Source organism: Massilia sp. MS-15 (assembly GCF_020176695.1).
Classification (GTDB): Bacteria; Pseudomonadota; Gammaproteobacteria; order Burkholderiales; family Burkholderiaceae_D; genus Telluria; species Telluria hydrophila.
Window position 1 is genome coordinate 97,679 of the sequence record NZ_JAIWIA010000027.1, and the last position, 12,280, is coordinate 109,958.

Here is a 12,280-nt window from a genome sequence, read left to right on the forward strand (position 1 = left end):
CTCACCTGGCCGCGCCGACCCGGCCGCCGCCTGCCACGGCGTCGAGCCGCCAGTACTGGTACAGCGGGTGCTGCACGACGATCGGCCGGATATCGAGCCGCAGCTTGTACACCGAGTACTGCTCGGTGAGCGCGGACTGGTAGCCGACGCTGTCATGGCTGCGGGATAGCCGGAACTCGAAGCCGAGCTCGGGCTGGACCGCATGCGGGCTGTCCAGCGACAGGCCGATGGCCTCGGACTGGTCGCTGTCGATCAGCCTGGACATCAGTTCGACCACGGTACTGTGGCCAAGGATATCGGCCGAGAACAGGGGTTCGCGGTAATACGGCCGGGCCGGATCGATCCGGTTGTCCCGCTTGTCGGGCGCGGGCGTGAAGACGTGCGTGCGCAGGTGGAAGCGGTCGCCATTGTCGAGGTAGCTCAGGCGCACGTTGCTGAGCTCGAGCGGGCCGTCCTGGGCCACCGCCTTCGACAGGTCGACCAGCAGGGCGCCGCGGTAGCCGATCACCTCGACCTCGCGGCTGGGCGCCACCACCATGGCGGTGTTCTCGTCGATCCCAAGTCCCAGCTGGTAGCCCTTCTTGAGCATGGCCGGCAGCATGCGCGCGAAGCGGCCGCGCACCAAGAGGTGCTGGTCGATGAACACCTCGTCGCCAATGAAGCCGAGGCCGGGCGCGATTTCGCCGCCCTCATCGAGGCCGAGCTTGAGTGTGGCCAGCACCGGCTTCGGGTGGCCGAACATGGTGCTGCTCATGATGGCGGCGCCGGCGCTGGTGCCGCCGATCATGCCGCCGCCGCGGTACAGCTCCCACAAGGCGTCGAGGATACGGGTATTGCTGCCGTCGGGGCGGCGCAGCGCGCGCGTGATGCGGGCCTGGTCGCCGCCGGAGAAGAAGGCGCCGCCGGCCGCGCGCACCGCGGCCGCCAGGGCCGGGTCTTCGGCCGCCGCCTGGTAGTCGGTGCCGGCCAGGCGCGGCGCGACCGGCACGAAGAAGGCCTGGGCGCCGTAGTGCCTGAAGCGCTCGACCAGGGCCTGGCCGGTCTTGTCCGGGCTGGCCGAGGCGGAAGCGAACACGGCGATGCGGGCGCCCTTGCCGCCCGCCAGCTGGACCATGCGTTCCCACACGGCGGCATTGTCGCCACGCAGCGCGCCGCCGATGATGACAAGCGAGCCCTTGGGCTGGGATGCGGAAACGGAGGAGTCGGGTGCTGCGGCAACAGCGGGCAGGCTGGTCCAGCAGGTGCAGGCCAGCAGGCAGCGGAGCAGGATACGAACGACAAGCTGGAAAGCGACAGGTTGACACATACGGCTTCCTTCGAGGCTCGGGACAATCCTAAGCCTGATTCGGGAAGCCTGTCGCCGTCTTGCGTCTGCTCAGGACAAATATATGTTCGGAAAGTAACGTTCCATCAGCGTCTCCGGACGTTGCGGCGCGGTGAAGCCGAAGCGCTCGTACAGGCCGTGCGCATCGGTCGTGGCCAGCATGAAACGGCGCAGCTTTTGCAGGCTGGGATGGCGCAGGACCACCCCGACCAGCTGCTTGCCATAGCCGCGGCCGCGGTATTCCGGCACCACGAACACGTCCACCAGGTTGGCGAAGGTGGCGAAGTCGGTGATCACGCGCGCGAAGGCGATCTGGCGCCCGTCGAGGTAGCCGCCGAAACACAGTGAATTCTCGATGGCGCGCTCGACGATCGGGCGCGAGATACCCACCGCCCAGGTCGACTGCTCGCTGAGGAAGCGGTAGATCATCGGGATGTCCAGCTGCGTCTGGTCGGTGCTGACCTGGAAGCTCGAATCGTTGGTAATCATGGAAGCGGTGAGTCTGTCTGGCTTAAAAACCAATTCTAGCGCCGTTTGCCGCATGCACAACACGCGATTGCGGTGGGCTCAGCCATTGCGCAGGTAGCGCTCGGGCAGCGGCAGCTTGGCGTCTTCCGCGCGCCAGACCAGGCTCAGCACGTACCAGCGCTTGCCGTCATGGATGAGCTGGATGCTGTTGATGCCGCGTACGAAAGGCTGGGCGTCGTCCTTCGCGTGGCGCGCCTCGTAGGTACTGAACACATGGGCGATCTGGCCATAGGTCTCGACGGTGCGCGCCTTTTCGCTTTCGAAGAAGCCCATGGTGGCGAAGGCCTTGGTATTACGCGCGATATAGTCATCAGGGGTCATGGCGCGGAACACATAGCTGCCGTCCGGACGCGCGCCGACCGCACCCATCCGCCCTTCCGGCGCGAACAGCGAACGCATGCGGTTCCAGTCGCGCGCGGCGCCGGCCGGGCCCGAGATCACGTCGTACAGCGCGGCCACGATGGCGTCGATCGAGGCGACGTCGGCCGGGCGGGCGGCCGGCATGCCGGGTGCCGCCGGCGCGGGCGGGGCGGCGATGCCGGTGGGGGTGGCGGGCGCTGCCTGCTGTGCCAGCGCCGCCGGCGCTGCCAGGGCCAGCGTCACGGCGAGGCCGAGTGGAGCGAATCGGGTCATGGGGTCTCCCTGCTATTGTAATTGGGTGAAGAGGTGGCTCCATGATCACGCATTTGCGCATGCTTGTCACCCGCCATGGGTGGGGGCGCCGGCCAGGCAGCGGGGGGACAGTTATAATTCTGCGATACCCAACCTGGATCCCACCATGACCGATCAATTTTCCAAGAAAGCCGAGGCCTGGTCCGCGCGCTTCACCGAACCCGTCTCCGACCTCGTCAAGCGCTACACCGCCTCGGTGTTCTTCGACAAGCGCCTGGCACCGTACGACATCCAGGGCTCGCTGGCCCATGCCGAGATGCTGGCCGCGCAAGGCATCATCAGCGAACAGGACCGCGCCGAGATCGAACGCGGCATGGCCCAGATCAAGGGCGAAATCGAAGCCGGCAAGTTCGAATGGCTGCTCGACCTGGAAGACGTGCACCTGAACATCGAGAAGCGCCTGACCGAACTGGTGGGCGATGCGGGCAAGCGCCTGCATACGGGCCGCTCGCGCAACGACCAGGTCGCCACCGACATCCGCCTGTACGTGCGCGCGGCGATCGACGACATCCTCGGCCTCTTGGGGAGCCTGCGCGGCGCCCTGCTCGACCTGGCCGAGCGCCATGCCGACACCATCATGCCGGGCTTTACCCATTTGCAGGTGGCCCAGCCGATCACCTTTGGCCACCACATGCTGGCCTATGTCGAGATGTTCGGCCGCGACGCCGAGCGCATGCAGGATGCGCGCCGCCGCGTGAACCGCCTGCCGCTGGGCGCGGCCGCCCTGGCCGGCACCACCTTCCCGATCGACCGCCTGCGCGTGGCGAAAACCCTGGGCTTCGAGGATGTCTGCCACAACTCGCTGGACGCCGTGTCCGACCGCGATTTCGCGATCGAGTTCACCGCCGCCGCGGCGCTCGTCATGGTGCACGTGTCGCGCTTCTCGGAAGAGCTGGTCATGTGGATGAGCCCGCGCATCGGTTTCATCGACATCGCCGACCGCTTCTGCACCGGTTCCTCGATCATGCCGCAAAAGAAGAACCCGGACGTGCCGGAACTGGCGCGTGGCAAGACCGGCCGCGTGGTTGGCCACCTGAACGGTCTCCTGATGCTGATGAAAGGCCAGCCGCTGGCCTACAACAAGGACAACCAGGAAGACAAGGAGCCGCTGTTCGACACCATCGACACCCTGACCGACACGCTGCGCATCTTCGCCGACATGGCGGGCGGCATCACGGTAAAGGCCGACAACATGCGCGCCGCCGCCCTGCAGGGCTATGCCACCGCCACCGACCTGGCCGACTACCTGGTCAAGAAGGGCCTGCCCTTCCGCGACGCGCATGAAGCCGTGGCGCACGCGGTGCGCGCCTGCGACGACGCCCGATGCGACCTGGCCGAGATGTCGCTCGAGCAGCTGCGCGCATTCTCGCCGCTGATCGGGCAGGACGTGTTCGCGGTGCTGACCCTGGAAGGCTCGGTGGCGGCGCGCGACCACGTGGGCGGCACCGCGCCGAACCAGGTGCGCGCGGCGATCGCGCGCGTGCGCCAGCAGCTCGCGGAGTGATGTGTAGGGTGGGCGGATCTCCCGCCCACGCGTTCAACCATCGTCAACATTGAACGGCAAGCGTCATGCCATTGTGTCGTTCAACGCGCCGACGGCGAGCCATCCACCACGCTAGCGTCCGCGCTTGTCACGGCCACGCTGCTTCGCTTCCTTCATCAACACCTTCCACTTCCCGCGTTCGGCGATCCGCTCCAGCGCCGTCTGCTCCGCCCGCCTTACCTCGCGCAACAGCTTGCGATAGTGCTGCAGGCGATCCGCATCCACCACATCCCGCACCGCGCATCCCGGCTCGCTCGCATGGCGGCAGTCGCGGAATTGGCAGCCTTCCGCCAGCGCCGCGATGTCCTTGAAGGTCAGCTCCAGCGCATCCTCGTCCGCATCCGGCTGCCAGGCGCGCAGGCCCGGCGTATCGATGATGCAGGCGCCGCCCGGACAGCGGTGCAGCGAACGCGCCGTGGTCGTGTGGCGACCGCGGTCGTCGCCATGGCGGGTGCCGCCGGTGGCCTGCAGGCTGCCGGTCAAGGCGTTGGTGAGCGTGGACTTGCCGACGCCCGAGGACCCGAGCAGCACCAGGGTCTGCCCTGCCCCCAGCCAGGGCGCCAGCACGCCGGTGTCAAGCTGCTGCGCCGGAATCAGCGACAGCAGCGGCACATCCCCGGGAATGCGCTGGCGCAGCTGCGCGCTCCTGCCCTCCACCTCGCTGCCGATGTCGGGCTTGGTCAGGACCATGACCGCTTCCAGGCCGCAGGCCCGCACCAGGGCGATGCAGCGCTCCATGCGGCGCGGATTGAAATCATTGTCCAGGCCCATCAGCAGCAATGCGGTATCGACATTGCTGGCGAGGACCTGGCTGCCCGACGGGGTCCGGCGTGACAGCCGGGTGAAGGCATCGAGGGTGCGATCGATCCACCAGTCACCCTGACCTGGGGTGGCGAGCACCCAGTCGCCCACCACGGCCTGGCCAGTGGACACGAAGCGCGCATGGCGCGCCGGGAAAGACGCGCGCCCGTCATCGAGCGTGAACTCGTCGCGCTGGACCGAGGTCACGCGTGCGAGGCGGTGGCGCGGCATTGCCGCCGCGAGTTGCGAGACGAAATGTTGCTTGAAGCCGATCCGGTGCAGGGTCGGGAAATCGAGGTCGATCATGACGATGTGTTTTCCAATTCAAGGGCGCACGGGCGTGCGCAGGCAGCCGCGTCGATGACGCGGCAGGAACAAGGAATGGAAGGTCGGCGCCTAGGAGTCTTGATGCGCCCCGGACATCGTCGGGAAGCGGATCAGGCGGCCGACCGGAGGGCGGTATCAGGCTGATGCATACGGCGGCTCCCCGGATCGGTTGAATGGACCGGTAGTCTGGCAGCGCAGTGGCGAAAGGTCAAGCGCCTGGCGGCAAGCATGGGAGCGAAGGCAGGGGAGCGAAGGCAAGGCGCCGTTTGCGCTAAGCTGCACGATCATCCATCCAGGGAGATTGCACCCGTGACGCCCACCAACCCCGCCGTCCTGCCTACGCGCGCTTACGCCGCCTTCCTGTTCGACATGGACGGCACCATCCTCACGTCGATCAAGTCCGCCGAGCGCGTCTGGAGCGCCTGGGCGCTCCGGCATGGACTCGATCCGGACACCTTCGTTCCGACCATCCATGGCAAGCGCACCGAGGACACCATCCGCAAGCTCGGCCTCCCCGGCGTCGATCCCGTCGCAGAGGCGCTGGGCATTGCACTGGCCGAGATCGAGGACGTGGCCGACATCGAAGAAATCGCCGGCGTGGGCCGCTTCCTGGCCAGCCTGCCGAGCGGGCGCTGGGCCATCGTGACCTCGGCTTCGCGCCCCCTGGCCACGGCGCGCATCCGCGCGGCCGGGCTGCCGCTGCCACCCCTGCTGGTGGCGGCCGAGGACGTGAAGCACGGCAAGCCAGCCCCCGATCCCTTCCTGCTGGGCGCGAAAAAACTGGGCGTGGCGCCGCAGGATTGCCTGGTGTTCGAGGACACGCCGATCGGCCTGGCGGCCGCCGAAAGCGCCGGCATGGACAGCATCATCGTCACCGCCACTCACACGCATCCGGTCGAAACGCGTTCGGCCCGAGTGCCGGACTATGCGGACCTCGTTGCCGTGCGTACAGAAAGTGGATTGCTGAAGGTGCAGCGCAGGATCGGGCACTGAGTCAGCCACCGAGCGAACATCTTGTGCTGGCATGGATGATACCCAGATGAAGGGTATCGACATCGACCAGGGAGGTGCCCATGCACCGCTACCGCAACACCAGCGGCGAGTCAGGCGTGCTCGCCTATGACATCGGCCAGGACTCGATCACCATCCAGTTCCAGGGTGGCGAGCGCTACCTGTACACCGAACGCAGTGCCGGCGCCGAGAATATTGCCAGGATGCAGGAACTGGCGCGCGAGGGACGCGGGCTGTCGACCTTCGTCAGCCAGCACATCCGTAGCCGCTATGCGCGCAAATTGAACTGAACTCAGCCGCGCGGAGGATAGGGCGAACCGTCCTTGTGCGTATAGGCAGCCGTGGCGCCGTCGTAGCGCAGGTCGATGTCGGGATAGGTGGCGACATCCTCCTTGATGCGCGAGCCGACGCACAGGAACACACCCGGCCCCCAGCTGCGGTTGACCAGGTGGTGCCCGTTCGGCCTTCCCCCCGGGAAGGCCGCGCAGTCGCCTGCGCGCATGATGGTTTCCCCTTCGTCGGTGACCAGCACCAGTTCTCCCGACACCATCATCACGAACTCGTCCTCGTGCGAATGCCAGTGGCGCTGCGACGAGGCTGCGCCCGGCTGCAGCTCGACCAGGTTCACGCCGAACTGGCTCAGGCCGCCAGCTTCGCCAAGGGCCTGCCTGGTGCGTCCGTCCACCAGTTCGGCAAAGGCTTCCGGATAGCCGGTTCCTTTCAGTACAGGAATGCTGCTCAGGTCCAGTCTCGACATGCGAAGGGTCTCCTTGCTTGGTTGCGAAGACGGGAATCCGTCTTCGCTACGCTTGGCTACATTCAGCCGCGCTTTTGCACCAGCGTCAGGATATCGTAACTCGCCACCAGTTCGTCGTGTTGATTCGTCACCTGGACATCCCAGGCCACCACGCCCTGGCCGCGTCCCTGCTCATCCGTACGGTTGCGGTCGACCTTGCGCTTGCAGGTGAGGCGCGCGCGGATGGTGTCGCCGATCGCCACAGGCGCCACGAAACGCAGGTTATCCAGGCCATAGTTGGCCAGCACCGGGCCAGGGGCCGGGGACACGAACAGGCCCGCCGCCGCCGACAGCACGAAGTAGCCATGCGCGATGCGCTTGCCGAACTGGGTGTCCCTGGCCGCGATCTCGTCGAAGTGCATGTAGAAGTAGTCGCCCGAGACGCCGCCGAAGTTGACGATGTCGGCTTCGCTCACGGTGCGGCGGTGGGTCAGCAGCGAGTGGCCCACTTCCAGGTCTTCGAACCAGCGGCGGAACGGGTGGATGTCGGTTTCCTTGACCGCGCCGCCGCGCACGTATTCGCCGGTGACGGCGGTCAGCATGGTGGGCGAGCCCTGCACCGCGGCGCGCTGCAGGAAGTGCTTGACGGCGCGGATGCCGCCCAGCTCTTCGCCACCGCCGGCGCGGCCCGGGCCGCCGTGCTTGAGCTGCGGCAGCGGCGAGCCGTGGCCGGTGGAATCCACCGCCGCTTCGCGCTCGAGGATGTGCACGCGGCCGTGCGAAGCGGCGGCGATCGGCACCGCATGCGCGGCGATCGCCGGATCCTTGGTCACCAGGGTCGTCACCAGGCTGCCCTTGCCGCGTGCGGCAAGCGCCAGGGCTTCGTCGATGTCCTTGTAGGTCATGACGGTGGACACCGGGCCGAAGGCCTCGATATCGTGCACGGCGTCGTTGACCATCGCATTACGGCACAGCAGCAGGGTCGGCGCGAAGAAGGCGCCGGCAGCTACGCCCTCGCCCACCGGCTTGAACCCGTCGCGCGCGCTGAACAAGACCTCATTGCCGCGCGCGAGCATCTCGACGCGCTCGGACACGTCGCGGTGCTGGTCCATCGAGGCCAGCGCGCCCATGCGCACGCCCTCGACCTTCGGGTTGCCCACGGTGATCTTGGCCAGGCGCTCGCGCAGGCGGCTGCCGACCGCATCGGCATGCTGCTCGGGCACGATCACGCGCCGGATCGCGGTGCACTTCTGGCCGGCCTTGCCGGTCATCTCGCGCGCCACTTCCTTGACGAACAGGTCGAATTCGGGGTCGTCGGGCGTCACGTCCGGGGCCAGGATGGCGCAGTTCAGCGAGTCGGCTTCGGCGGTGAACGGCACCGCTTCGCGGATCAGGTTCGGGTTGGCCTTCAGCTTGGCCGCGGTATCGGCCGAACCGGTGAAGGTCACGGCGTCGAAGCCGCCCAGGCGGTCCAGCAGGTCGCCGGTCGAGCCGATCACCAGCTGCAACGCGCCTTCCGGCAGCAGGCCTGACTCCATCATCATCTTCACGGAGGCCTGGGTCAGGTAGCTGGTCGCGGTGGCCGGCTTGACGATGCAGGGCATCGCGGCCAGGAAGCTCGGCGCGAATTTTTCCAGCATGCCCCAGATCGGGAAGTTGAAGGCGTTGATGTGCACCGCGATGCCGCCCTTCGGCACCAGGATGTGGGTGCCGGCGAAGCCGCCGCGCTTGCCCAGGGCCAGCGCCGGGCCTTCGTGCAGCACGTTCGACGAAGGCAGTTCGCGCGAGCCCATGCTGGCATAGGCGAACAGGGTGCCGATGCCCCCTTCGACGTCGACCCAGCTGTCCGGACGGGTGGCGCCGGTCAGGTGCGAGATCTCGTACAGCGCTTCCTTGCGCTCCATCATGTACAGCGCCAGGGCCTTCAGGCGCTGGGCGCGCTGCTGGAAGTCGAGCGCCATCAGGGCCGGCACGCCGGTCTTGCGGCCGTAGGTGACGGCTTCGTCGAAGTCGATCTTTTCCGCGTGGGTATGGTAGATCAGCTGGTTGTCCAGCGCGCTGTGCAGCGGGGTATGCGCTTCCGAACCGTGCCAGCGGCCGGCGATCAGGCTTTGCAGGGTGGCGATGTTGCCCATGTTCTCAGTCTCCTTCAGTTGTCTTGTCAAGCCTTGGGCTTGTGCCTGCCTTCGGGGTCGAATGCGATGCCCTGGCGGCCAGGCTCGGGTTCAGGCCAGGCGTCCACTTCGCGCATGGTCTGCAGCGAGCGGATGTTCAGTTCGTGGTACTGGCGGGTGCCGAAGCTCTTCCACTTGATGTCCTCATCGGTGAGCGCGCGCATGACCTTGGCCGGCGTGCCCATCACCATGCTGCGCGGCGGGATGAGCATCCCGGCCTTCACGAAGCTCATCGCGGCCACGATCGATTCCTCGCCGACCACCGCCTTGTCCATCACCACGGCGTTCATGCCCACCATGGCGTTCCTCTTGATGCGGCAGCCGTGCAGCACGGCGCCGTGGCCGATGTGGCCGTCCACTTCGACCACCGTGTCTTCGCCCGGGAAGCCGTGCATCACGCAGGTGTCCTGCAGGTTGGCGCCCTCCTCCAGGATCAGGCGGCCGAAGTCGCCGCGCAGCGAGGCCAGCGGCCCGACGTAGCAGCGCGGCCCGACGATCACGTCGCCGATCAGGACGGCGCTCGGGTGCACGTAGGCCGTGGGATGCACCACCGGCCGCACGCCGTCGATCTCGTACACCTTGACCATGCTTATACCCGCTCGACGATCACGGCGATGCCCTGGCCGACCCCGATGCACATGGTGCACAGGGCGTAGCGCCCGCCGGTGCGGTGCAGCTGGTTCACGGCGCTCAATACCAGGCGCGCCCCGGAGGCGCCCAGCGGATGGCCGAGGGCGATCGCGCCGCCGTTCGGGTTGACGTGGGCGGCATCGTCCGCCAGGCCGAGGTCGCGCATCACGGCCAGGCCCTGGGCGGCGAAGGCTTCGTTCAGCTCGATCACGTCCATCTGGTCGAGCCGCAGGCCGGTCTGGGCCAGCAGCTTCTTCACGGCTGGCGCCGGGCCGAAGCCCATGATGCGCGGCGCCAGGCCGGCGGTGGCCATGCCGACCACGCGCGCGCGCGGCGTCAGGCCGTGGCGTGCGGCGGCTTCGCCGGAGGCGAGCAGCAGCGCGCAGGCGCCGTCGTTCAGGCTCGAGGCATTGCCGGCGCTGACGGTTCCGTCGGGCCTCACGACGCCCTTGAGCCTGGCCAGCGCTTCCATGCTGGTCTCGCGCGGCTGCTCGTCGGTGTCGAACACGCGCGATTCGCCTTTCTTTCCGTGGATGGTCACGGGCACGATCTCGTCCCTGAACACACCTTCCGCATTGGCGCGCGCCCAGCGCTGCTGGCTGCGCAGGGCGAAGGCGTCCTGGTCCTGGCGGTTGATGTTGAATTCCAGCGCCACGTTCTCGGCCGTTTCCGGCATCGAATCGATGCCATATTTCGCCTTCATCAGCGGGTTGACGAAACGCCAGCCGAGGGTGGTGTCCTCGATTTTCGCGGCGCGCGAAAAGGCGCTGTCGGCCTTGGCCATCACGAAGGGGGCGCGGGTCATGCTCTCGACTCCGCCGGCGATGACCAGGTTCGCCTCGCCGGCCTTGATCGCGCGCGCGGCGCTGCCGACGGCGTCCATGCCCGAACCGCACAGGCGGTTGATGGTGTTGGCCGGCACCGCTGAGGGCAAGCCTGCCAGCAGCGCGGCCATGCGGCCGACGTTGCGGTTGTCTTCGCCGGCCTGGTTGGCGCAGCCGTAGAACAGGTCGTCGATGGCGGCCCAGTCCACGTCCTTGTTGCGGGCGATGAGCGCCGCGATCGGCAGCGCGCCCAGGTCGTCGGCGCGCACGCTCGACAGCGCGCCGCCGTAGCGGCCGAAGGGGGTGCGGATGGCGTCGCAGATGAATGCGTCAGTCATGGTGTCTCCGAAGGTTCAGTGTTTGGGGCGGTTGTCGACCACGCGCCGGGCCTTGCCGGTCAGCGTGCGCTCGATCCCGCCGGGCAGCTTGAGGGTCACGCGCGTGGTTACGCCGACATTGGTCTTGATACGGTGCTGCAGCTCACGGCACAGGGCGTCCACGTCTGCCGGCGACATCGCATCGTCACGCAGTTCGCCCAGCACTTCCAGCGTGTCCAGGTGGCCGTTGCGCGCCACCACCAGCTGGTATTGCGGCGCCAGCGCGGGCATCTTGAGCATGATCTCTTCGATCTGGCTCGGGAACACGTTCACGCCGCGGATGATCAGCATGTCGTCCGAGCGGCCCGTGATGCGGCTCATTCTGCGCATCGAGCGCGACGTGGGTGGCAGGAGCCGCGTCAGGTCGCGCGTGCGGTAGCGGATGATGGGCAGCGCTTCCTTGGACAGCGAGGTGAACACCAGTTCGCCCTCCTCGCCGTCGGGCAGGACTTCGCCGGTTTCCGGGTTGATGATCTCGGGATAGAAATGGTCTTCCCAGATCACCGGGCCGTCCTTGCTCTCGATGCACTCGCTGGCCACGCCCGGGCCCATCACTTCCGACAGTCCATAGATGTCGACCGCGTCGATGCCGGCGCGGGTTTCGATCTCCTGGCGCATGGCGTCGGTCCAGGGTTCGGCGCCGAAGATGCCGACCTTCAGCGAGGAGGTGGCCGGATCGATCCCCTGGCGCGCGAACTCCTCGACGATGTTGAGCATGTAGGAAGGCGTGACCATGATGATCGAAGGCTTGAAGTCCTGGATCAGCTGCACCTGCTTCTCGGTCTGGCCGCCGGACATCGGGATCACCGTGCAGCCCAGCTTTTCCGCACCGTAGTGCGCGCCCAGGCCGCCCGTGAACAGGCCGTAGCCATAGGAGATGTGCACCATGTCGCCCGCACGGCCGCCGGCCGCGCGGATCGAGCGCGCCACCACGCCGGCCCAGGTGTCGATGTCGCGCTGCGTGTAGCCGACCACGGTGGCCTTGCCGGTGGTGCCGGAGGACGCATGCACGCGCACCACCTGTTCGCGCGGCACCGCGAACAGGCCGAACGGATAGTTGTCGCGCAGGGTTTTCTTGTCGGTGAAGGGAAACTTCGCCAGGTCGGCCAGCGTTGTCAGGTCGCTCGGGTGCACGCCGGCCGCGTCGAAGGCGGCGCGGTAGTGCGGCACGTTCTCGTAGGCGTGGTGCAGCGACCACTTCAGGCGCTCCAGCTGCAGGGCCTGCAGTTCGTCGCGGCTGGCGCGTTCGATCGGTTCCAGCTCGCCCGGAGAAGGATTACGTTGGACCATCTCGGCCTCCTGTCGTGTTGCAAAAAGCGTGTTGCAAAAGGCG

General features: G+C 67.3%; 12 protein-coding genes. 3 read left to right on the plus strand and 9 right to left on the minus strand.

Going from position 1 to position 12,280, the window contains the following annotated elements; translation table 11 throughout:
• Position 1: 1 nt before the first annotated feature.
• The 3 genes from LCI23_RS11645 to LCI23_RS11655 form a co-directional block, all read right to left on the minus strand.
• Positions 2-1,306 carry a cyanophycinase gene (locus LCI23_RS11645; RefSeq protein WP_224946629.1) on the minus strand — a complete coding sequence of 435 codons (1,305 nt, stop codon included), beginning with the start codon at positions 1,304-1,306 and terminating at the stop codon, positions 2-4.
• A gap of 69 nt (positions 1,307-1,375) precedes the next feature.
• A complete protein-coding gene (locus tag LCI23_RS11650) occupies positions 1,376-1,813 on the minus strand; it encodes a GNAT family N-acetyltransferase (RefSeq protein WP_224946630.1) in 438 nt (145 codons plus the stop codon).
• Between the two features lie 78 nt (positions 1,814-1,891).
• Complete coding sequence (locus LCI23_RS11655; protein WP_224946631.1) at positions 1,892-2,485, minus strand: hypothetical protein; 594 nt, start codon at positions 2,483-2,485, stop codon at positions 1,892-1,894.
• Positions 2,486-2,630: 145 nt separating this feature from the next.
• On the opposite strand from LCI23_RS11655, the gene argH reads away from it, so the two are divergent.
• The gene (argH, locus tag LCI23_RS11660; protein WP_224946632.1) at positions 2,631-4,028 is read left to right on the plus strand and encodes an argininosuccinate lyase; all 1,398 of its coding nucleotides are present in this window, start codon (positions 2,631-2,633) and stop codon (positions 4,026-4,028) included.
• A 111-nt stretch (positions 4,029-4,139) separates the two neighbouring features.
• Here argH and rsgA read toward each other — a convergent pair whose 3' ends face one another.
• Entirely contained in the window at positions 4,140-5,174 is a 1,035-nt protein-coding gene (gene rsgA, locus LCI23_RS11665) for a ribosome small subunit-dependent GTPase A (protein ID WP_224946633.1), read from the minus strand.
• A gap of 330 nt (positions 5,175-5,504) precedes the next feature.
• Between rsgA and LCI23_RS11670 the strand changes: the two genes are divergently transcribed.
• Positions 5,505-6,188: an HAD-IA family hydrolase gene (locus LCI23_RS11670; RefSeq protein ID WP_224946634.1), complete on the plus strand. Its 684-nt coding sequence runs from the start codon at positions 5,505-5,507 to the stop codon at positions 6,186-6,188.
• An 80-nt stretch (positions 6,189-6,268) separates the two neighbouring features.
• On the plus strand, positions 6,269-6,496 hold the full coding sequence (locus LCI23_RS11675) for a hypothetical protein (RefSeq protein WP_224946635.1): 228 nt from the start codon (positions 6,269-6,271) through the stop codon (positions 6,494-6,496).
• Between the two features lie 2 nt (positions 6,497-6,498).
• On the opposite strand, the gene LCI23_RS11680 is transcribed toward LCI23_RS11675, so the two are convergent.
• The 5 genes from LCI23_RS11680 to paaK all read right to left on the minus strand — a co-directional run bounded on the left by LCI23_RS11680 (position 6,499) and on the right by paaK (position 12,237).
• A complete protein-coding gene (locus LCI23_RS11680) occupies positions 6,499-6,963 on the minus strand; it encodes a cupin domain-containing protein (RefSeq protein WP_224946636.1) in 465 nt (154 codons plus the stop codon).
• 62 nt (positions 6,964-7,025) lie between these two features.
• Positions 7,026-9,077 carry a phenylacetic acid degradation bifunctional protein PaaZ gene (paaZ, locus tag LCI23_RS11685; protein WP_224946637.1) on the minus strand — a complete coding sequence of 684 codons (2,052 nt, stop codon included), beginning with the start codon at positions 9,075-9,077 and terminating at the stop codon, positions 7,026-7,028.
• A 26-nt stretch (positions 9,078-9,103) separates the two neighbouring features.
• Positions 9,104-9,703 carry a phenylacetic acid degradation protein PaaY gene (locus LCI23_RS11690; protein WP_224946638.1) on the minus strand — a complete coding sequence of 200 codons (600 nt, stop codon included), beginning with the start codon at positions 9,701-9,703 and terminating at the stop codon, positions 9,104-9,106.
• 2 nt (positions 9,704-9,705) lie between these two features.
• A complete protein-coding gene (gene pcaF, locus LCI23_RS11695; protein WP_224946639.1) occupies positions 9,706-10,908 on the minus strand; it encodes a 3-oxoadipyl-CoA thiolase in 1,203 nt (400 codons plus the stop codon).
• A gap of 15 nt (positions 10,909-10,923) precedes the next feature.
• The gene (gene paaK / locus LCI23_RS11700; protein ID WP_224946640.1) at positions 10,924-12,237 is read right to left on the minus strand and encodes a phenylacetate--CoA ligase PaaK; all 1,314 of its coding nucleotides are present in this window, start codon (positions 12,235-12,237) and stop codon (positions 10,924-10,926) included.
• Between the last annotated feature and the right edge of the window lie 43 nt (positions 12,238-12,280).

Bases quoted from the DNA above. Each gene is read 5' to 3' on its own strand.
- LCI23_RS11645 (WP_224946629.1), bottom strand. From the start codon at position 1,306: ATGTGTCAACCTGTCGCTTTCCAGCTTGTCGTTCGTATCCTGCTCCGC.
- LCI23_RS11650 (WP_224946630.1), bottom strand. From the start codon at position 1,813: ATGATTACCAACGATTCGAGCTTCCAGGTCAGCACCGACCAGACGCAG.
- LCI23_RS11655 (WP_224946631.1), bottom strand. From the start codon at position 2,485: ATGACCCGATTCGCTCCACTCGGCCTCGCCGTGACGCTGGCCCTGGCA.
- argH (WP_224946632.1), top strand. From the start codon at position 2,631: ATGACCGATCAATTTTCCAAGAAAGCCGAGGCCTGGTCCGCGCGCTTC.
- rsgA (WP_224946633.1), bottom strand. From the start codon at position 5,174: ATGATCGACCTCGATTTCCCGACCCTGCACCGGATCGGCTTCAAGCAA.
- LCI23_RS11675 (WP_224946635.1), top strand. From the start codon at position 6,269: ATGCACCGCTACCGCAACACCAGCGGCGAGTCAGGCGTGCTCGCCTAT.
- LCI23_RS11680 (WP_224946636.1), bottom strand. From the start codon at position 6,963: ATGTCGAGACTGGACCTGAGCAGCATTCCTGTACTGAAAGGAACCGGC.
- paaZ (WP_224946637.1), bottom strand. From the start codon at position 9,077: ATGGGCAACATCGCCACCCTGCAAAGCCTGATCGCCGGCCGCTGGCAC.
- LCI23_RS11690 (WP_224946638.1), bottom strand. From the start codon at position 9,703: ATGGTCAAGGTGTACGAGATCGACGGCGTGCGGCCGGTGGTGCATCCC.
- pcaF (WP_224946639.1), bottom strand. From the start codon at position 10,908: ATGACTGACGCATTCATCTGCGACGCCATCCGCACCCCCTTCGGCCGC.
- paaK (WP_224946640.1), bottom strand. From the start codon at position 12,237: ATGGTCCAACGTAATCCTTCTCCGGGCGAGCTGGAACCGATCGAACGC.